This window comes from Corallococcus sp. Z5C101001 (assembly GCF_007352635.1).
In the GTDB taxonomy this organism is placed as follows: Bacteria; Myxococcota; Myxococcia; order Myxococcales; family Myxococcaceae; genus Corallococcus; species Corallococcus silvisoli.
In genome coordinates this window covers 23,754-44,081 of record NZ_VKLU01000017.1, presented here as the reverse complement: position 1 = coordinate 44,081, position 20,328 = coordinate 23,754, and the positions used below count along the sequence as shown (strand labels likewise).

The 20,328-nt window shown below is 72.6% G+C and carries 14 protein-coding genes; 4 read left to right on the top strand and 10 right to left on the bottom strand.

The annotated features are described in order from the left end of the window. Positions 1-72: 72 nt before the first annotated feature. Together FOF48_RS31745 and FOF48_RS31740 are read left to right on the top strand one after the other, a co-directional pair. Entirely contained in the window at positions 73-432 is a 360-nt protein-coding gene (locus tag FOF48_RS31745) for a hypothetical protein (protein ID WP_235685267.1), read from the top strand. Between the two features lie 140 nt (positions 433-572). Beyond that, complete coding sequence (locus FOF48_RS31740; RefSeq protein WP_255442898.1) at positions 573-932, top strand: hypothetical protein; 360 nt, start codon at positions 573-575, stop codon at positions 930-932. A gap of 7 nt (positions 933-939) precedes the next feature. On the opposite strand, the gene FOF48_RS31735 is transcribed toward FOF48_RS31740, so the two are convergent. From FOF48_RS31735 to rnk, 4 genes are all read right to left on the bottom strand, one after another. Continuing rightward, on the bottom strand, positions 940-4,416 hold the full coding sequence (locus FOF48_RS31735; protein WP_255442897.1) for a serine/threonine-protein kinase: 3,477 nt from the start codon (positions 4,414-4,416) through the stop codon (positions 940-942). 190 nt (positions 4,417-4,606) lie between these two features. Continuing rightward, positions 4,607-8,476: a DUF4215 domain-containing protein gene (locus FOF48_RS31730; RefSeq protein WP_143907883.1), complete on the bottom strand. Its 3,870-nt coding sequence runs from the start codon at positions 8,474-8,476 to the stop codon at positions 4,607-4,609. Positions 8,477-8,488: 12 nt separating this feature from the next. Beyond that, entirely contained in the window at positions 8,489-10,258 is a 1,770-nt protein-coding gene (locus FOF48_RS31725; protein WP_143907881.1) for an OmpA family protein, read from the bottom strand. Between the two features lie 216 nt (positions 10,259-10,474). Beyond that, a complete protein-coding gene (gene rnk / locus FOF48_RS31720; protein ID WP_143908077.1) occupies positions 10,475-10,891 on the bottom strand; it encodes a nucleoside diphosphate kinase regulator in 417 nt (138 codons plus the stop codon). 455 nt (positions 10,892-11,346) lie between these two features. On the opposite strand from rnk, the gene opgC reads away from it, so the two are divergent. Then, positions 11,347-12,456, top strand: coding sequence for an OpgC domain-containing protein (gene opgC / locus FOF48_RS31715; protein WP_143907879.1), 1,110 nt, complete (start codon positions 11,347-11,349; stop codon positions 12,454-12,456). 10 nt (positions 12,457-12,466) lie between these two features. Here the strand turns inward: opgC and FOF48_RS31710 are convergent, their stop codons facing one another. The 4 genes from FOF48_RS31710 to FOF48_RS31695 all read right to left on the bottom strand — a co-directional run bounded on the left by FOF48_RS31710 (position 12,467) and on the right by FOF48_RS31695 (position 16,913). Further along, positions 12,467-13,543, bottom strand: coding sequence for a nitronate monooxygenase family protein (locus FOF48_RS31710; protein WP_143907877.1), 1,077 nt, complete (start codon positions 13,541-13,543; stop codon positions 12,467-12,469). Positions 13,544-13,730: 187 nt separating this feature from the next. Then, the gene (locus FOF48_RS31705) at positions 13,731-14,675 is read right to left on the bottom strand and encodes a serine hydrolase (protein ID WP_143907875.1); all 945 of its coding nucleotides are present in this window, start codon (positions 14,673-14,675) and stop codon (positions 13,731-13,733) included. 19 nt (positions 14,676-14,694) lie between these two features. Continuing rightward, on the bottom strand, positions 14,695-15,897 hold the full coding sequence (locus tag FOF48_RS31700) for a DUF819 domain-containing protein (RefSeq protein ID WP_255442896.1): 1,203 nt from the start codon (positions 15,895-15,897) through the stop codon (positions 14,695-14,697). Beyond that, a complete protein-coding gene (locus FOF48_RS31695; protein ID WP_143907873.1) occupies positions 15,894-16,913 on the bottom strand; it encodes a dipeptide epimerase in 1,020 nt (339 codons plus the stop codon). Before FOF48_RS31695 ends, FOF48_RS31700 begins: the two co-directional genes overlap by 4 nt. 96 nt (positions 16,914-17,009) lie before the next feature. Here FOF48_RS31695 and FOF48_RS31690 point away from each other — a divergent pair, with 96 nt between their 5' ends. Continuing rightward, positions 17,010-18,404 (top strand): M20/M25/M40 family metallo-hydrolase, encoded by a 1,395-nt coding sequence (locus FOF48_RS31690; RefSeq protein WP_143907871.1) that lies wholly within the window; start codon positions 17,010-17,012, stop codon positions 18,402-18,404. 59 nt (positions 18,405-18,463) lie between these two features. Here FOF48_RS31690 and FOF48_RS31685 read toward each other — a convergent pair whose 3' ends face one another. Together FOF48_RS31685 and FOF48_RS31680 are read right to left on the bottom strand one after the other, a co-directional pair. Beyond that, positions 18,464-19,441 (bottom strand): serine protease, encoded by a 978-nt coding sequence (locus FOF48_RS31685; RefSeq protein ID WP_143907869.1) that lies wholly within the window; start codon positions 19,439-19,441, stop codon positions 18,464-18,466. Between the two features lie 62 nt (positions 19,442-19,503). Then, positions 19,504-20,265: a class I SAM-dependent methyltransferase gene (locus FOF48_RS31680; protein WP_255442895.1), complete on the bottom strand. Its 762-nt coding sequence runs from the start codon at positions 20,263-20,265 to the stop codon at positions 19,504-19,506. Between the last annotated feature and the right edge of the window lie 63 nt (positions 20,266-20,328).

Genomic DNA, 20,328 nt, shown 5'->3' with positions numbered 1-20,328 from the left:
CACGCATGAAACACGCAGGGGCGCCGTAAAAGCATGCGCTCTGGTACGGGCGCTGCAATGCTCGGGGGCACCATGGCAAACATCACCATTGATATCTCCACGACCCCCGTCACCTATCTCCCCGGCCCGGAGGTGAAGCACGGCGACACGGTGGTCTTCACCCTGGGCACCGCCACCCTCCTCAGCGCCACGGTGACGTTCCCCCGCGGCAACTGCCTCACCACGCCCGGCCCGTACGACCTGGGGGGCGCCACCCTGGCGACGTCGCCGTTGACCGTCTCCGCCACGGCGCCGCGAGGCACCTACGACTTCGACGTGGTCTCCAACGATGACCGGGAGCTGAACACCCGGGCGAACCACCGCCATGAGTGGGACCGGAAGAACGGCGGCATCGAAGTGACCAGTGACCCGCCGACGGAGTTCCTCCGCTAGGCGGGCCCGACACGTCAGCCCCGGACCGTGACGTGCCATTGACGCGTCCGGGCGCCCGTGTCACCTGCCGCACCTTTGAAGCACCCGGCGCCCGTACTGGCATCCTCGCTGGTACGGGCGCTGCAATGCTCGGGTGCACCATGGCAACCATCACCATCGATGTATCGGCGACCCCCATCACCTACGACCCGGGCCGGGAAGTGAAGCATGGCGACGAGGTCATCTTCGAGCTGGGCGCCGGCCCCACCGCCAGCGCCACCATCACGTTCCCGATCGGCTCGTGCTTCACCACGACGGGCCCGTACAGCCTGGGCGGCCACACCCTGCGGACGGACCCGCTGACCGTCTCCCCCACCGCGCGCCGGGGCCCCTACCTCTTCGACGTGGAGACCCGCGATGGCGCGAAGGAGGACGCCGCGCGCGCCCACCCCCACGAGCGGGACCGGAAGAACGGCGGCATCGAGGTGACCAGCGATCCGCCGGAGGAGTTCCTCCGGTAGGCCGTGCTCAAGGCTCCCGGGCGTCCGCCGCGCGCTCCCGCACCGGGGCGCGCCCGCCGTCGCGGAGCTTCAGCAGACCGTCCCTCACCTCGCGAGCCCGGACCCACCGGGGACGGGCCGCCACCACCGCTTCAGCCAGCTCCAGCCCCCGCGCCACCCCGGCGGTCGCGTCCCGCCCCTCGCCCAGGCGCCACCGGGCCCACGCGCCGTGGAGGTCCGCCGCCGCCAGCCGGTACTCCAGCCGGGGGTCGCGCTTCAGGGCCTCCTCGAAGGACTGGGCCGCGCGCGCGAAGTCCCCCTCCGCCTCGCCGTGGCCACGCGCCGTCCAGCGCGCCCGGAGGCTGTCGGCCTCCGCCAGGTAGCGCCACGCATTGCCCAGCCGGGGGTTGAGTTCGCGCGCCCGGCTCAGCGCCGTGTCCGCCTTCGTGAGGTCCGCCGCGGGGTCGCGCCCCTGGAGCAGCGCCCACTGCGCCTGACGCACCCACGCCTTGCCCAGGTTCGCCAGCAGGTCCGCGTCGTCTGGCAGCCGCTTCAGCGCCTCCGAGTAGTCGTCCACCGCGGCGCGCAGCGCGGTCCCCGGGTCCGCGCCCTTCTCCAGCAGCAGCTCCGCGCGGAAGACCTCCCACTCCCCCAGGTTGTTGAAGGCGAAGCCCTGCGTGGGCGCCAGGGCGCGGGCCCGCTCGAAGGACGCCCTCGCCTCGTCGAGCAGGGCCTTCGTGTCCCCGCCCTCCTCCGCGCGCAGCTCCGCCTGCCAGAACACCGCGGAGCCCAGGGCGTTGTGGAGCGCGGGCTGCTTCGCGTTGAGCGCCAGCCCCTGCCGGTACAGCGACAGGGCGCGCTCCAGGTCCACGCCCACGTCCTCGCCCTTCAGGTAGCGGGCGCGCGCGAGCTGCTCGGCCACCTCCGCGCCGTTGAAGCAGGCCCCGAAGTTGTCCGGGTTGAGGGACAGGGCCCGGGTCAGCGCGCTGTTCGCGCGGCGCAGGTCCCCCGCCGCGTCGGGGGCGTCCGGCGCGTCGGCCCGCTTGCGGTACGCGACCCCCAGGTTGATCCACGTGTAGGGCTGCTGCTCGCTCAGCTTGAGGGCCGCCTGGTACGCGTCGATGGCCTTGTCCAGCAGGGGCAGCACGTCCCCGCCGCGCGCGGCCTCCGCGTCCGCCTGCCCCTGCCACGTGAGGCCCAGGTTGGCGTGGTAGGCGTAGTCGCGCTCCTCGGGGCGCAGCTGTTCGAAGGCGGCGACGGCGAGCCGGAACTGCTCGCGCGGATCCTGTCCGTGCATCAGCTGGTGGCGCGCCCACAGCCGGTACGTGAGGGCCCGCTCCAGCGGGACGCGGTCGCTCGTCGTGGCCACGGCCTCCGCGGCGCCGAGCGCGGCCAGGGCCTTCTCCAGGAGCGCCTCCACGCCCTCCCCGCCCTGGATGATGCGCTGCTCCGCGAGCCGGCGGTGGAAGCGCGCCACCAGCACCAGCGAGCGCGCGTGGTCCGGCGCGGCGGCGAGCGCGCGCGACAGCGCCTCCAGGCCGCGCTCGTAGTGCGGCAGGACATGGCCCTCGCCGTACAGCTCCATCACCAGCGCGGCCAGCTCCAGCCGGCCCAGCACCGAGTGCACGACGGGCTGGCTCTCCGCGGTGGCGACCGCGGCGGAGTACGCCTCGCGGCTCAGCGCCAGGTCCGCCTGCGAGCCCGCGCGGTCGCCGCCATTCCACCGGCGCATGGCTCGCGCGAGCAGGATGTCGCCGCGCAAGAGCGGCGCTTCGTAGAACCACGGCGCCTGCGTTCCGGGCGCGTCCAGCAGGGCCAGCGCCTCCTCCGGGCGGTCCTCGTAGAAGGCGAACAGGGCCTGCACGAACGAGGGCGGCGCCGGCACGTCCGGCCCCTCCGCCTGACGCAGGTACGCGAGCGCGGGGTCGCGGTAGCGTCCGTTCAGCTCCTTCAGGCGGGCCTCGCGCTGCTCGGGGGCCCGGCGCTCCACGTCCAGCAGCAGCTGTTCGCGGTAGAGGTGGCCCAGCACCTGCGCCAGCGCCCACGCCACGCGGGGCTCGCGGTAGCCCAGCGCCCACGCGGACTCCAGCCGGGTCCGGGCGCCGTCCAGGTCATCCAGCGCGAAGAGGGCGCGACCCAGCGCGTACTGCCCGGGCCCCTCCGCCTGCACGCCCGCGCGGCGGATCTCCTCCTCCAGCGAGGCCATGCTCGCGCGCAGGGCCTTCCGGTCCTCGCGCGTGTCGTGCAGGCGCGACAGGGCGGAGTAGCGCGCGGAGGACTCGATGCGCTCCACGCGCTCGGTGAACGCCCGGGCCAGCCGCTCGCGCTCCGCCACCTCGGCGCGCGCCAGCTCCGCCTGCGTGAGCGCTCCGGCCACCACCGCGACCACCACGCCGCCCAGCGCCAGCAGCGCGCGGTGCTTGCGGACCTTCTTGCGCAGCCAGTAGCGCGCCCCGTGGCGCGCGCGCACGGGCTCGCCCGACAGGAAGCGCTCCAGGTCCTCGGTGAAGGAGCGCACGGAGTCGTAGCGGAGGGCCCGCTCCTTCTCCAGGCACTTGAGGACGATGGCCTCCAGGTCCTCCGGGATGTTCGGCTCCAGGGCGCACGGGCGCAGCGGCGCTTCGGATTGGAGCCGCGCGAGGACCTGCTTCTCCGTGTCGCCGGTGAAGGGCGGCTGCCCGGTGAGCAGCGCGTACAGGGTCGCGCCCAGCGCGTAGACGTCCGCGCGGCGGTCCAGCCGGTGACCCTCGCCCCGGGCCTGCTCCGGCGGCATGTAGTGCGGCGTGCCCAGGATGGCGTTCGGGTTGGCGCCCTGTTCGCGCCAGTCCCGCGCGAGTCCGAAGTCCATCACGAACGGCAGGAAGCCGCCGTCCTCCGTGCGCTCCACCAGGATGTTGCCGGGCTTCAGGTCGCGGTGGACCAGCCCCACGCGGTGCGCCGCGTGCACGCCCTCCGCGGCCTGGCACAGCACCCACACCCGCTGCTCCAGCGTGAGCGTGTTGGAGAGGTGCCCCAGCGACGGGCCCTCCACGTAGCGCATGGCGATGAAGGCCTGCCCACGCACCTCGCCCACTTCGTAGACCTCGCACACGCGCTCGTGGCGCACGCGGGCCTGGGCCCGGGCCTCCGACAGGAAGCGGCGGGCCAGCTCCGGGTCCCCGTCGCGCACGAACTTGAGGGCCACGTTGCGGCGCAGCAGCGGGTCATAGGCCAGGAACACCTGCCCCATGCCGCCCTGCCCCAGGAAGCGCACCGGCTCGTAGCGGTCCCAGCCGGGCACCGGGAAGGAGGGCACCGCCTCCGCGGCCAGCGCCGACGGGGGCGAGGACGACAGCGTCGGAGCCTCGATGGCGCCCCCCCGGTCCGTGCGACCCCGGCCCAGGTCCTGCCGCAAGAGGTCCAGGGTGTGCTCCGTCAGCCGGCCTCGCTCCTTCAGGAGCTCCAAGGGCCCGCGGTGAAGGCGGAGGGCTTCCTCGCGCAGGGCCGCCGCCTCATCGGAGGACAAGAGCCCTTCGTCCAGCGCGAGGAGGACCTCCTCCTCATACGACTCCTGATGGCCTGCCCCGTGCACGGACGGAGCATACGGGGAAGGCCGGGGAACGCGGGAGCACCGCCGGAAGGGTGCCCATGGAAGGGGGCGAGGGGGCGCCCCCAGGGGGGACTCGGGCAGCCCCTCCGGCGGTCTCCGCGAGACGCTATGCGACGTGTCGCCGACGGCGGCGCAGCCCCGGCACCCCCAGGAGGCCCAGGAGGGCCAGCCAGGAGGCATCCGGCGCGGCGCTGCACCCGCCACCCGCGAGGGCGCGCGTGTTCGTCACCGTCCACGTGTGCTCCGCGGGCGAGGTATCCGTGTTGCCTACCCCGTCCACCGCGCGCACGCGCAGGGTGTGCTCCCCTGGCGCCACGGTGTAGCGGTCCTGGCACGGGACCCAGGGGCCCCCATCCAGGCTGCACTGGAACGTCGCGTCCGCGTCGGAGGAGCCGTACTCGAACTCCGCCGTGCGGCTGGAGGTGGTGGGCGCCGGGCCCTTCACGATGAAGGTCTCGGGGGCCTGGGTGTCCACGATGAACGGCAGGGTATTGGACACGGGGCTGGTCCCACCGAACGGGGTCTCCGCCGTCGCCGTCACGGCGTGCGGGCCCTGCGCCAGCGGCGCCGTGGGCACGCAGCTCCAGGCGCCCGCCGCGTCGACGGTGGCGGTGCAGAGGACCGTGGTGCCTTCGCGCACCGTCACCTGGCTGCCGGGCTGGCCGGTGCCGGAGATGGCGGGCGTGGCGGTGTTCACGGTGCTGTTCGCCGTGGGGCCCGCGATGACCGGGGCCTGGGGCGCGGGCTCCTGGCCGAGCACGAAGTCCACCGGCGTCCCGTGCTCCGTGGCGCCCAGCACCGTGGAGGTGACGGTGGCCGAGTGGTCGCCATCCGCCACACCGGAGAGCGTGCACGTCCACTGGCCGCGGTCGTCCGCGATGGCGGTGCACGCGGGCGTCGGGGAGCCATCCACGTAGACGGACACGGACGCGCCCGGGGACGCGGTGCCGCCGATGTCCGGCCCCGTGCCGCCGCCCTGCGTCGGGTGGGTGATGGCGGGCAGCCGCTGGCAGATGGACAGCGCGTCCACGCGGTAGATGACCTCCGTGTCGGAGTTGTTCCCGTTCGCGCAGTCGACGTCGATGAGCGCCACGCGCACGTCACCCGAGGCCGCGTCGAAGTCCCGGCGCTTGCCGAAGCCCTGCGCCACGGCCTCCTGGAAGGAGGCGTACGCGGGCTGGCTGTAGCCCAGCGAGAAGCCCTGCACGCCCGTGCCGGGGTTGGACTGCGCCCCGAGGATGCCGGGGTGCCAGGACGCGCCGCCGGAGTACTGCACCGCGCCGGAGACATAGGCCATGCGGTAGCGGCCCGGCACGGTCAGCTCCGGCCGCGCCGCGCCCGGCGGGAGGACGGGCATGTTGATGTTGGACACGTTGGTGCAGTCCGTGCGCCCCAGCCGCGAGTAGAAGACGTGCACGTCGCGGTTCTTGCAGCCGGACCCCGCCTCCACGGTGCACGTGGCCGAGCAGCCATCACCATTCGCGGTGTTGCCGTCGTCGCACGCCTCGGCGCCCGCGCGGACGCCGTCGCCGCACGTCACCGCGCACGCGGACGGGTTGCTGCCCGCGCAGCTGTAACCCGCCTCGATGCCACAGGCCGCGTCGCAGCCGTCGCCGTTCGTGGTGTTGGCGTCGTCGCACTGCTCGCCCTCGTCGAGGAAGCCGTTGCCGCACACGTCCGCCGCCACGCACAGCTGGGTGTTGGGGTTGCAGGCCCCCTCGCAGACGTTGGACGCGGTGCACGCCTGGCCCACCTCCAGCAAGCAGCGCGGCGAGCAGGTGTCGCCGCCCACCAGGTTGCCGTCGTCGCAGACCTCCGCGCCCGCGCGGATGCCGTCGCCGCACGTCGTGCCGCAGAGGCTGGGCGCGCCGCTGCACGTGTAGCCGCTCTCCACCGTGCAGGCGCTGGTGCAGCCGTCGCCGTTGACGGCGTTGCCGTCGTCACACGTCTCGCCGGGGTCCACCACGCCGTTGCCGCAGGTGTTGAAGCACGCGGTGCCGGGCGCGGGGCAGCTCCAGCCCGGCTCCACCGCGCACGCGGTCGAGCAGCCGTCGCCATTGACGGCGTTGCCGTCGTCGCACGCCTCGGCGCCCGCGCGGATGCCGTCGCCGCAGAGGGTGACGCAGGTGCTGGGCATCCCCGAGCAGCTCCAGCCCGGCTCGACGCGGCAGCCGTTGGAGCAGCCGTCGCCGGACTGCGTGGCGGCGTCGTCGCAGGTCTCGCCCGTCTCCAGGGTGCCGTTGCCGCACGTCTGGGCGCACACGGAGGGTCCCGCCGCGGGCGCGGTGCAGGCGTAGCCCGTCTCCACGCGGCACTCGGTGGCGCAGCCGTCGCCCGACACGAGGTTGCCGTCGTCGCACTGCTCACCGGGGTCCACGTTGCCGTTGCCGCAGGTCTTCGCGCAGGGCTGGCCCGGCGCGGCGCAGGCGTAGCCCGCCTCCAGGGTGCAGGCGTTGGAGCAGCCGTCGCCCAGGGTGGTGTTGCCGTCGTCGCACAGCTCGCCCGGGTCCAGCACGCCGTTGCCGCACAGCGGGGCGCAGGTGGACGGGGCGCCGGTGCAGGCGTAGCCGGACTCGATGCGGCACGACGCCGAGCAGCCGTCGGAGTCGTACGTGTTGCCGTCGTCGCACTGCTCCCCGGCGTTGATGACGCCGTCGCCGCAGGTCTTCACGCAGGCCTGCCCCGGCGTGGGGCAGGCGTAGCCGGCCTCCACGCGGCAGCTCGCGTTGCAGCCGTCGTTGGCCTGGGTGTTGCCGTCGTCGCACTGCTCGCCCGGGTTCAGGTTGCCGTTGCCGCACGTCTTCGCGCAGGCGCTGGGCTGGCCCGCGCAGCCATAGCCGGGCTCGATGCCGCAGGTGGCGCTGCACCCGTCGCCGTTGGCGCTGTTGCCGTCGTCGCACTCCTCGCGCGGGGAGATGACGCCGTCGCCGCAGTGGTCGTCGAACGCGTCCACGAAGAGGTAGCGGAAGGCGTTCGGGGGCGAGGCCGCGTTCTCGTTGCACAGCTCGATGCGGTTGATGCCCGCGTGCCAGGGGGCGCTGGTGCCGAACTCGCGGAAGATGTTCTTCTGCCAGGGCTGGCCCGGAGGCTCGCTCACGGTGACGGGGGTCACGGACACGCCGTTCACCTTCGCGCTGTCGAACGCGTTGTCATTGAAGGTCGCCAGGCGCAGGCGGAACTGGGAGATGGTCGTCGTCGAGGGGACGAGGAAGTCCTGGTAGACGCACGTCTGCGCGCCCTTGGGCGACATGAAGCGCGCGGTCTGCATCTCCAGCGGCCAGTCGTTGGCGTTGCGCACGCCGGTGTCCGCGCCGGTGGAGGTGCCCGCGTAGAACCAGTGCGAGTCCACCCCGCCCGTGGGCAGGCGGCGGTTGTGCGCGTCCACGCCGGTGTTGAACACCGCCACGCCCGCCCTCACGCAGCGGCTGGGGCTGCCCGCGCAGGCGAAGCCGGGCTCCACCTCGCACTGCCGGCTGCACCCGTCGCCCTCGAAGCGGTTGCCGTCGTCGCAGACCTCCTGCGCGAAGGACGGGTACTGGCGGTTGTCGAACGTGCCGTTGCCACACAGGGACAGGTCGCACGTGGCCGAACAGCCGTTGCCGTTGTCCACCGTGTTGCCGTCGTCACACAGCTCGCCGGAGTCGGTGACGTTGTTGCCGCACAGGCTGGCCAGCGAGCACGGGTTGCCGGGCACGTTGCACAGGTAGCCCGGCTCCACGGTGCCGGTGGACGAACAGCCGTCCCCGCTCACCGTGTTGCCGTCGTCGCACTGCTCGCCGGGCTGGAGCCGGCCGTCGCCCATGAGCGCCGACGACTGGCGCGCGAGGACGGGCTCGGGCGTGGAGGGGTGCGAGGGGTTCGACTCGCACCCGCTGAGGAGGAACAGCGAACACAGGGCCGCGGCGCTGAAGCCCGCGCGCAAGGCCATGCGTGCCGTCTGTCCCCGGAAGAGGGAATCCATCACGGTCATGAACATGAAGGGTCTGCCTTACTTCTGAAGGGTTTCCGGGGAAGCGGAGGAGGCCGGCGCCGTCTGGACGCCTTCGGCCTCTCCGATGATCTTGAACTCGACGCGGCGGTTCTTCGCGCGTCCGTCCGCCTTGGCGTTGTCCGCGATGGGCTGCGTGGGCCCGAAGCCCTTCGCCTCCAACCGCTCGCGCTGTACGCCCTTGCCTACGAGGTAGTCCACCACCGCCTCGGAGCGCCGCTGGGACAGGTCCAGGTTGTACTGGGCCTTGCCGGTGTTGTCGGTGTGGCCCTCGACGCGCACCTTCGCGATGTCCGGATGGGACACGAGGATGGCCGCGACCTTGTCCAGCACGGCGTTGCTGCGCTTCTGGATGACGGCCTGGTTGTTCTCGAAGAAGACGGCCTCCAGGATGCGGATGCTCCCCGAGTCGATGCGCGCGAGCGGCGCCTGCTTGCAGCCGCCGTTGGCCTCGGTGCCGGGCTCGTCCGGGCAGTTGTCCAGCCGGTCGACGATGCCGTCACCGTCGCGGTCGGGCTCCACGTCCGGGCAGCCGTCGTCGTCCTTGTAGCGGTTGAAGGTCTCCGGCTCGTGCGGGCACTGGTCCTTGGAGTCGACGATGCCGTCCCCGTCGGAGTCAGGGTCGTCCGGGCAGCCGTCCTCGTCCTCGAAGCCGTTCTTGTTCTCCGGCTGGGTGGGGCACTTGTCCGCCAGGTTGGGGATGCCGTCGTGGTCGTCGTCCTGGTCCGGGCAGCCCTGGAGCTGCGCGACGCCCGCGGTCGTGGGGCACTGGTCCACGCCGTTGCGCACGCCATCGCCGTCGGCGTCCAGGTCGGGACAGTCGGCCATCACGTACGGCTTGCCCTCGACACAGACGGGGGCCGGGGACGCGGGGGGCGTGCCGAAGGACACCCCCGCGAGCACGCGGAAGCGCGGCGTGCCCGGCGTCCGGCCAAAGCCGGGACCGCCCATGACGTACACCTCGGTGCCGTCGGCGGTGGGGGCGCGCAGGCCCGCTAGGACCTCCATCGAGCTGGGCGAGTCCTGCGTGGGCACGGTGCCGCGCACGATGACTTCCTCGCGCAGGCCCCAGAGGGCGGCGGACAGGTTGACGCCGCCGTTGAGCTCCACGCCCATCTCATCGAGATAGGGCCGCGTCTGCGGCGTCAGCGCGTACGTCTTGGTGCGCACGAGCGCGCCCACGTCGGCGCCCACGCGGAAGGTGCCGCCCAGCTGCTTCCCGGCGCCCAGGCGCGGGGAGAAGGTGAAGCCCTCGTCGCGGGTGAGGGCGGCCTTGCTGCCCAGGGGCAGGGCCGCGCCCAGGTGCAGCCCCAGGTCCAGCGGTCCGCCCCGGTTCTCGGCGAGGAAGCCCAGGCGGGCCTGGAGCCACGGCGTGCCCAGCGCGCTGGTGGTGGGACGGGTCAGGCCCAGTCCGGCGGTCTCCGGGCCCCACTGCGCCACGATGGGCACCTGCGCGCCCACCTCCAACCAGTTCGTGAGCGCGTACGCGGCGCTCACGTGCGCCGTCACGCGGTTGGAGATGACGTCGCCCTGCCGCTGGTCGTCCTCCACGACGACCAGGGGGCGGTTCTCGTAGTGCGCGGTGAGCCCGACGCGGAACTGGCCCGCGGAGAGCAGGTCCCCGGTGGACAGCACCAGGCTGTCGCGCATGCCGGGGTTGAGCTGCAGGCGCTCCAGTTCGATGCCCGGAATGGTGCTCTGGGCCTGGGCGCTGAAGGCGCAGAGGACGGCCAGTCCTCCGAGCCCAAGGTGATGCCTTCGTGCGAACAAGCGTTCCTCCACATCCACACGCGGGCGTAGGAATGCCCGCGATGGTGCGCGGGCGGTTGCACGCCAGGGGCCAGGGGATGTTGGGAGGAAGACAGTGAGGAAATGCGCGGGGATGCGGCGGCGAAGGGGCCGCGGCCCCGGGCGGCTGACACGTCAGGAATGGGGCGCTGACACACGGCCCCTTCCCGCTGACGCGTCAGCGACGCACAGGGTAGGTCACAGGTCGAAGTGGCCGGCGGCTTCGGGCTGGTAGGGCACGGCGACGATGCGCAGGCGCCGGGTGCGGCCGTTGGGCAGGGGCCACTCCACGGTCTGGCCCACGGACAGGCCAATCAGCGCGCTGCCCACGGGCGCCAGGATGGAGATGCGGCCCGCGTCGCTGTTGGCGTCCTTGGGATAGACGAGCGTCACCTCGCGCGTCTCGCCGGCCTCTTCGTCCTCGAAGACGACGGTGCTGTTCATGGTGACGACATCCCGGGGGATGGCGGCGGAGGACGTGACGACGGCGCGGGCCAGCTCGGACTCCAGCTGCTCCACGACGTCGGCGTTGCGAGCGTTGCCGTACTGTTCGACGACGCGCTCCAGGCGCTGGAGGTCGGTGTCGGTGACAAGGAGGGGATGGTCGTGGGTCATGGTCATGGGCTGCCTCCAGCGTGGGAAAGGAATGGCGGCGAAACGCATTCCCGGAAGGACGGGAGCGCGTGGCGCGGGTTCAGCGGGGAGAAGCGGAACGCCGTCCGTCGAGAACTACGCGAGACGGGCGGCGTGGGTGACAAGCCAGGCGGTGGCTCGGCCGTGCGCGGGCAGCGTCCGGCGGACAGAAGTCCGGCGCGGAGCACGCTGCATGCAGGCTGTGAGCGAAACCGTCATCTGACGAGGGACCCGGGGGAACGCGAACGCGTGAAGCCCTGAATGTAGCCGCGCCGTCCCTGAATGCAACCGACCCTGGGAAAACGAGCGGCCTGGCGAGCAGCCGCCGTGACGGCCGGAGGCGCGAAATCAGCGGAAATACGACAGCGGCTCCGGGGGGCGGTGAGGTTTACCCGGCGCGTGGGGATGTGGCATGGGTGGAAAACTCCTGGCCCGCCATGAAACGCCGCCCCGAATTCGACAGCCTGCGCGGAGTGCTCCTCGTCCTGATGACGCTGACGCACCTGCCCACCCGGTTGAGCGTCCTGGGCAACCAGCCCTTCGGCTTCGTGTCCGCCGCGGAGGGCTTCGTGTTCCTCTCCGCGTTCCTCGTCGGCGTGGTGCACGCGAAGAAGCTGGGCACGTCCAGCCCCGTGGCGATGGTGAGGAGCCTCTGGGCGCGGGCCCTCAAGGTGTACGGCTACCACGTCGCCCTGCTCGGCTTCGCGTTCACCATCATCGCGGCGCTCGGCGTCGCCGCGCGCAGGCCGGCCATCCACAACCTGCTCGGGTTCTTCCATCAGGATCCGTTCACCGCCCTGTGGAGCAGCCTCTTCCTCCTCTACTGCCCCCCGCTGCTGGACATCCTCCCGCTCTACGTCGTGCTGCTCCTGCTCACGCCCGCGGTGCTGCTGGGCGCGCGCAAGGAGGGCTGGTCCCGGGTGCTGGGCCTGAGCGCGCTCATCTGGGTCTGGGCGCAGGTGGGCCTCAAGCGCGCCCTCTACGACCTGCTCGTCGCCATCCCCGTGCTGCCGTGGCCGCCCCTGAGCATCGACCTGTCGGGCGCGTTCGACCTGTTCGCGTGGCAGTTCCTCTGGGTGCTGGGCGTCTGGCTGGGCGTCGCCCGCGCCACCGCGCCGGAGCAGCGCGAGCCCGTGTCCCGCAGGCTGCTGACGGGGGCGCTCGTCGTCAGCGCCGGGTTCTTCGTCGTGCGCCACCTGGACGTGGACCTGGGCGCCGCGTCGGTGTTGTTCGACAAGTGGTCGCTCGCGCCGCTGCGCCTCGTGAACTTCCTGGCCGTGGCCCTGCTCGCGAGCTGGCTCATGCCCCGGGTGTTCCTCTGGCTGCGCCCCAGGGTGCTGGAGGCGCTGGGACAGGCGTCGCTGCCCGTGTTCGCCGTCCACGTCGTGCTGTGCCTGCTCAGCCTGTCCCTGCTCGACGAGAACGAGGACCCGCTGGACTACTGGGATGAGATCGCCGTCCTCGTGGCGACCTTCTGCAGCATGTACTTCGTGGCGCTGCGGCAGCGGCTGTCGGGCCGGAGCATGGGCCCGCCCTCGCCGTCGTAGGCCCGGAGCGTCAGCCGCGCACGGCCGCCAGCGCGGCCTCCGTCTCCGCCACCAGGGTCCGCACCAGCTCCGCCGCCGGCCCCTCCCGCGACAGCCCCACGCCCTGCCCCGCCCACAAGGCCATGAAGCGCGTGTCGTTCTGCTTCGACGCCGCGGCCCGCAGCGCGCGCGTGGCCCCGTGCTGCTGGGGGAACGGCAGGATGACGCCGGCCTCCTCCAGCGTGGTCGTGAGCTCGTTCGGGATCGCGCGGGCGGGCCGTCCGGAGAAGGCGCGCGTGATGCGCGACGACTCGTCCCGCGCGTCCCGCAGCAGCGCCTTGTGCGCCGCCGCAGCGCTGGACTCCTGGCACCGCAGGAACGCCGTGCCCAGCTGCACCCCCACCGCGCCCAGCATCCGCGCCGCCGCGATGCCGCGCCCATCCATGATGCCGCCGCTGGCGATGACCGGCACCCGCACCGCGTCGACCAGCTGCGGCACCAGCGCCATCGTCCCCACCATGCCCGCCTCGAAGGAGCCACCGAAGGAGCCGCGGTGCCCTCCGGCCTCCGAGCCCTGCGCGACCACCGCGTCCACGCCCGCGGCCTCCAGCGCCAATCCCTCACGCACGTTCGTCGCCGTGCCCACGATGAGGATGCCGCGTGACCGGAACGCCTCCAGCACCGGCGCGGGCGGGATGCCGAACGTGAAGCTGAACACGGTGGGCGCCGCTTCGAGCACCGCCTCCACCTGCTTCGCGAAGTCCGGCATCACCACCGCGGGGACCTGAGGAGCGGGCAGACCCAGCGCCGCGTGGAAGCGCTCGAGGACCGCCAGCGCGCGTCCCGGGTCCTCGGGCGCGACGGCGGGCACCGGCGCGAAGAGGTTGATGGCGTACGGCCGCGACGTCCGCGCACGCACCGCCCGGGCCTGCTGGACGATGTCCTCCGGTGACACGTAGGCGGCGCCCAATGAGCCCAGCCCGCCGGCCTCCGCCACCGCCGCGACCAGTTCCGGCGGGGTCAGCCCGCCCGCCATCGGTGCCTGGATGAGCGGGTGCTCCACGCCGAGCCGCTCCGCGAACCCGCGCCAGGTCTGGGGATTCCTCATCGCGACACCTCCCGTGTCCCTGTCCGCCGTAACGGTCTGGCGCCACGGGGGCACCCCGTTCGCGTCGGGAGCATCAGTCTCGCTTCCGCGAGCCATGATCCACCGCGCGCCACGGGATGGCGATGGCTCCCGCGCGCTTCGTCCGGGGTCGCGGGCAGGTCCGTTCAGCGCCGTGCACTTCCCTGCGTCATTCGCAGTCGTAGTCCGGCACGGGCGCCCCTGGTTCCAGCACCACCGGCGCGGGGCCTCCCGCCTTCGCCAACGCGTCCCCACAGTCCAGCGCCGGCTGCTTCGACAGGTGCCGGTAGAGGACGCACGACGCGCGCTCCACGACGAACGCCTGCTTCGGCCAGTCCGGCCCGCGCGAGGCCAGGATGGCCACCGCGTACCGGCCGCCGTCCGGCAGCGTCACCAGCCCCACCGCATTGAGCACGTTGTAGCGCGCGTCATCCGAGCAGCACCCCGGCGGCAGCCACCCGCCCTTGTGCTGGAGCGACGCGCGGGCGCTCGCGGGCAGGCGCGTTCCCAGCCAGCCGCCGCAGCCCTCGCGGGGTGTCAGCTCCATCCAGCCCAGCAGCCGCGCCGTGGGCTCCGGCGTCAACAGCTCCCGCCGGTCCAGCCGCGCGAGGAACGACACCATGTCCTCCGCGCAGAAGTAGTTGTCGTTCTGCATCACGCGCGGGGAGTTCGTCGCCCACCGGGGCTTGCCGTAGTTCCACTTCGTCAGCGCCGTGTTCCGAAGCCCCAGGCCCTGGAGATAGACATTGATGGCATCCGGCCCGCCCACCCGGTCGATGACCTCTCCGGACGCCTCGTTGTCCGACGTCCGGAACACCTTCTCCGCGAGCGGCGCGACCGTCTCCACGTCATGCTGCCTCAGGGCCGCCGCCACCCAGAACACCTTCGCGGAGCTGGCGGAGATGTGGGGCGTGGCGCCCGCGAAGCTCGCGGACTCCCCCGTGCGCAGGTCCGTCACCGCCAGCGCCAGGTCCGTCCCGGGCGACAGCCGCGCGGCCTCCTGCCCCAGCGACTCCACCACCGTCCGCAGGGTCTCCCGAGGCGCTCCCGCCTCCGGCGCCGTCGCGCAACCGCCCATCGCCAGCAGCCCCGCCGCGAGCAGCACCTTCCGCATCAACGACTCCTCGCCCACGTCAGTGGATCCACCGGTACACCTGCTCCAGCATCAGGGCCGTCACCAGCCCGCAGTAGGTCCCCAGCACGTACCCCAGCACCGCCAGCAGCACGCCCACCGGGGCGAGCGCGGGGTGGAAGGCCGCCGCCACCACCGACGCGGAGGCGGTGCCGCCCACGTTCGCCTGCGAGCCCACCGCCGCGAAGAACACCGGCGCCCTCAGCCACCGCCGCGCGCCCATCGTCACCGCCGCGTGGATGCACATCCACACCGCGCCCACCGCCACCAGCGCGGGCGCGTCCCACAGCCGCCGGAACTCCGCTTGCGCGCCAATCGTCGCCACCAGCAGGTACAGGAACAGCGAGCCCATGCGGCTGGCCCCCGCGCCCTCCAGCCGACGCACGGGCGTGAACGACAGCACCACGCCCACCGTCGTCACCAGCAGCACCACCCAGGTGAAGCCCGTCACCACGCTGCCCAGGTCCGGCAGCCGCTTCGCCAGCGCCGTGCACGCCACCGTCACGCCAAAGGCCACCGCCAGCATCGACAGCAGGTCCGACAGGCTCGCGGGCCGGGCGGTGGCCGCCTGGATCCGCGCGGACTCCTCCCGCACCCGGTCCAGCGCCGTCCGGTCCGCGCCGATGCTCGCATCCATCGCCTTCTCCCTCCCGGCGAAGGACAGCAGCACCGCCGTCCACACGTTGGACACGCCCACGTCCACCACCACCAGCATGCTCAACGTGCTGTCCAGCGCCCCCACGCTCTGGCCAATGGCCACGAAGTTCGCGCTGCCGCCAATCCACGACCCGCTGAGGGCCGCCAATCCCTTCCACGCCTGCTCTCCCAGCTCCGCCGGCACCAGCCACCCCAACGCCAGATACGCCAGCGGCCCGCCCACCATGATGCCCACGGAGCCCGCCAGGAACACCCCCAGCGCGTCGCGCCCCAACCGGGCGATGGCGGGCAGGTCCACCGACAGCACCAGCAACACCAGGCTCGCCGGCAGGAGGTACACGCGCGTGAAGCGGTACAGCTCCGACTCCGTGGGGATGACGCCCGTGTTCGACAGCAGCGTCGGCACGAAATACGCGAACACCAGCAGCGGCACGACGTTGAAGAACCGCTCCACCGCCGGGAGGCGCTGCAAGGCATACAGCCCCGCCAGCACCGCGAGCAGCACGGCGAGGACCGCCATCGGGTCCTGGATGAGCGGCGGCGTCACCGGAGCTCCACGCCCAGGCCCGCGCCGTCCCCCAGCTGGATGCGGCCCGCCACCACCGGGTGCGCGCGGTACGGGTCATCCGCGAGCAGCAGGTTTCCGTCCAGGTCCACCCAGTCCACCAGCGGCGCCAGCTGCGCGCCCGCCGCGATGCCCAGGCCCGTCTCCACCATGCAGCCCAGCATCACCTTCAAGCCGCACGCGCGCGCCGTCTCGATGATGCGCAGCGCCTCGCGGATGCCGCCGCTCTTCTGGAGCTTCACGTTGATGCCGTGAAAGCCCTCCGCCAGCTTCGGCACGTCCGACGCCTTCGTCAGCGACTCGTCCGCCACCAGCGGCAGCGGCGAGCGCGCGCGCAGCCACTTCGCCCCGTCCACGTCCGCCGCCGGCAGCGGCTGCTCCACCAGCTCCACGCCCTGCGTGGACAGCCACTGGATGTGCGCCAGCGCCGCGTCCGGCGTCCACGCCTCGTTCGCGTCCACGCGGATCGCCTGCGCCGTCAGCGCGCGCACCGTGCCGAACACCTCCCGCACGCGGTCCGAGCCCAGCTTCACCTTGAGCACGGGAAAGTCCGCCGCCTCGCGCACCTTCACCGCCAGCGTCTCCGGCGCGTCGATGCCAATGGACATGCTCGTCACCGGCTGCCGGCGGGGATCGACGCCCAGCATCCGGTACAGCGGCACGCCCAGCACCTTGCCCGCCAGGTCATGCAGCGCCAGGTCCACCGCCGCCTTCGCCGCGGGGTTGTCCGGCAGCGCCGCGTCCAGCGCCTCGGACACGTCGCGGAAGGCGCGCAGGTCGCGGCCCTCCAGCACCGGCGCCAGCTGGTGGAGCGCCGCCTCCACCGTCTCCCACGACTCGCCATAGCGCACGTTGGGCGCGGCCTCGCCGTGGCCCACGTGTCCCTCCGCGCGCAGCTCCACGAACACGTTGCGCTTCACCGTGCTCGTGCCTCGGGAGATGGTCCAGGCGTGGCGCAGCGGCAGTTCCACGGTGCGAAAGCTCAACGGCGAGGCCATGGGCGGACTCCCTCCAGGGCCGCACCCTTAACATGGCACTCCCGGTAAACGCCGCTTCCGTTGCCTTCCAGGTCCCGAGGCGCGAGCCTCCCGCGCATGCGTCTCCTGCCCCTCGTCGCCGTCCTGCTCGCGCTGGGTCCAAGCCACGCCGCGTCATCCCGCCCGGCGCCGAAGGACGCGCTGCGGACCCTGCTCGCGGAGCTGGTCGCCGCGGACACGTCCAACCCGCCCGGCAACGAGACGGCCGCGGCCCAGGTGGCGGCGCGCTGGCTGCGCGACGCGGGCATCGAGTCGGAGCTCATCGAGCCCTCGCCCGGACGCGGCAACCTGCTGGTGCGCCTGAAGGGGAATGGACAGGGCAGGCCGGTCCTCGTGCTCGCGCACCTGGACACGGTGCCCGCCGTGCCCGCCGAGTGGGCCACCGACCCATGGAAGCTCACGGAGAAGGACGGCCTGCTCCACGGGCGCGGCGTGCAGGACAACAAGGGCATGGCGGCGGCGAGCATCCTCGCGCTGCGCCGCCTGAAGCAGGAGGGCGGCCCGCGCTCGCGCGACATCCTCCTGTACCTGGGCGCGGACGAGGAGGTGGGTTCGGGGCAGGGACTGGACTGGATGATGGAGCACCGCCCGGAGCTGAAGGAGGCGGAGTTCGCGCTCAACGAAGGCGGCCTCACGGAGCTGTCCCCGGACCGCGGGGCGGTGCGCTTCGTGGCGCTCCAGGCCGCGGAGCGCGTGTCCCGCAACGTGACGCTCAAGGCCACGGGACCTGGAGGTCACTCCTCCGCGCCGCCCGTGGACGCGGGGCCGCTGGTGCGCGTGGCCGCGGCGGTGGCGCGCGTGGGGGCCCTCACCTTCCCCGCCCACCTCACGCCCGCCGCGCGGCTCCACGTGCAGGGCCGAGCGCCTTCGACGCCGGGGGAGCTGGGAGAGGCCCTGCGCCGCATCGCGGCCGCGCCGGACGCACCGCCGGAGGAGGCGGTGGCCACGGTGGCGAGGCTGGAGCCCGCGCTGGGGGCCGTGCTGCGCACCACCTGCGTGCCCACCGTGTTCAAGGCGGGCACGCGCGCCAACGTCATCCCCGCCACCGCCGAGGCCACCGTCAACTGCCGCCTCCTGCCGGACGCGGACGCGCAGGCCGTGCGCGAGCGCATCGTCGGCGCGGTGAACGACCCGGACATCCAGGTGGAGATGGACGTGTCGCCGCCGGACTCGCCCATGTCGCCCGTGGGTGACAACGCGATGTTCCGCGCGGTGAAGGCCGCCGCGGCGCAGGTGTGGCCGAAGGCGCCGGTGCTGCCGCGCATGTCCACCGGCACCACCGAATCCGCCACGCTGCGCCGCGCGGGCATCCACGCCTATGGCATCGACCTGTTCGCCCTCACGCCCGAGGACGCGCGCACCGCCCACGCCCCCAACGAGCGCGTCCCCGTGGCGTCGCTCCAGCCCGGCGCGGAGTTCGTCTACCTCACGCTGAAGCACCTGACGCGCTGAGGGGGCGGAAGCCGTGCGGCCCTGGGACTCGGGCCACACGGACTCCACCTCCCGTCGGTCTACATGTCCTTCACGGTGTCGAAGAGGCTGCCGGCCGTGTCGTAGCTGAAGTACGGGCCCTGCCACTTGTAGACGTGGCTGGGGTCCGGGTTCCAGAACAGCCAGCTGTTGACCGAATACAGATACGCCCAGAACGTCTGCCCATAGCTCTCCAGCCACGGACCGCCGCTGGCGCCGCCCGTCATGGTGCAGCTGATGGTGGGGAAGCCCCCTTCGTTCCAGGTGCTGCCATTGCAGTAATAGAGCTGCGAGCCGTCATAGGGCGGGTTCGACGGGTAGCCGAACTGGTAGATGTATTGCCCGTAGCCGATGCCCCACTTGATGCCCTGGCCGCCCACCGCGTCCACGATGCGCACGCCGTTGCGCGGGTTCATCACCACCGCCGCCACGTCGTAGGCGCGGTCCCCGTTGTTGATCCACCCGTTCTTCGCCCACAGCTGGTACGACGTCCAGACGCCGTACGGCGACCCCGCGTGGTACGCCGGCACGAAGACCCAGTTGGTGTGCCAGCCCCGCCCCGCCCCGCCGCCGTGCACGCAGTGGCCCGCGGTGAAGACCACCCGCTTGCCATTGCTGTTCACCGTGCTGCCCGAACAGGAATAGTTCCCGCCCTGGTCGCCCGTGTAGAAGATGCGGCCGCTCATCGAGTGGATGTCCGCCGCCCCCATGGGCACGCCACCGCGAGGCTCCGCGCCGTCCACGACCCCCACCGCCTTGTCCTCCGGCGTCCGCCGCAGGCTGATGGGCGCCGTCCCCGACGTGGCCGGCACGTCCGCGGGGATGGCGGCGGCCATCCGCTCCGGCGTCCAGTACGCGAGCACCGCGGCGATCTCCGACTGCGCCGCGAACGTGCGCGAACCCGCGTTGTCCGAGGGGTCCGCCGAAGCCCCCGGCGCCGCGTGGGCCGCGCCCCCCGCCACTCCCAGCACGAACACCGCGGCGGTGAAGGCGGTACGGCATTTCGACAAGAGGTGCATGACTGCCTGCCTTTCCTGCGACTTCGAGTGAAGGGCGGCAGACTATAAGTAACGTCTGACAATCACTGTCGCGGCGCTGTGATTGCGTCCGGGCGGTATTCTTGAAGCCAGACTTTCTCGAAGCCCCAGGTGAAGAGCATCCAGTGGTGAACCTGTCTGGTGAAGCCTTCCGCCAGGATGGGGCGCGTGACCGTGATGATGCGGGTTCCGGGTGAGCAGGTGCGAAGGTGGGAGACGAGGCGAGCCTTCGTCTCCGGGCTGAACGCCACCCAGTTGCAGAAGACATGGGTCGCATCCGTGAGCGGTTCGCGGGTCATGTCGCCCACGGTCAGGGTGATGCCCGCGGGCCTCAGCCAGGGCTCCACGCGCGCCACGTGGTCCGCGAGCAGCTCCACGCCATGCGCCCCGGCGCCCAGCCAGCGCGCGGCGAGCAGCACCCGCCCTCGCCCCGCGCCCAGGTCCACCACCCGGCTGCCAGGACCCACGCCCGCCTGCTTCAAGAAGCGCAGCGCCGTCACGAGCGGCGTCTCGCCGTACATCAGCTCGCGGAACGACTGGCCCGACGCCTGGAGCACGCGGGCCATCTCGAAGGTGCGCCGCGCGCGGTAGGGCGTGCGCAGGATGCGCTGCCACCACAGCCCCAGGTACGGCCGCAGGAGCCGGGGTCGAAAGTGGAGCAGCAGCAGGTCGGTGACCCGCAGCACGACGGCGATGACGACGCCCTGGAGCTGGAGCGAGAGCCGCTCCAGGAACGGCAGGTCGTACGCGTCCAGCGCGTCGTCGTGACGCGGGCCGGGTACAGGGGGAGGGGCGTTGTCCGTCATGCGCCGCGGAGGCTGGCGGGATTCGGGAGCCCATGCAATGCCCCGCGCTCAGCTCCCAGCGGA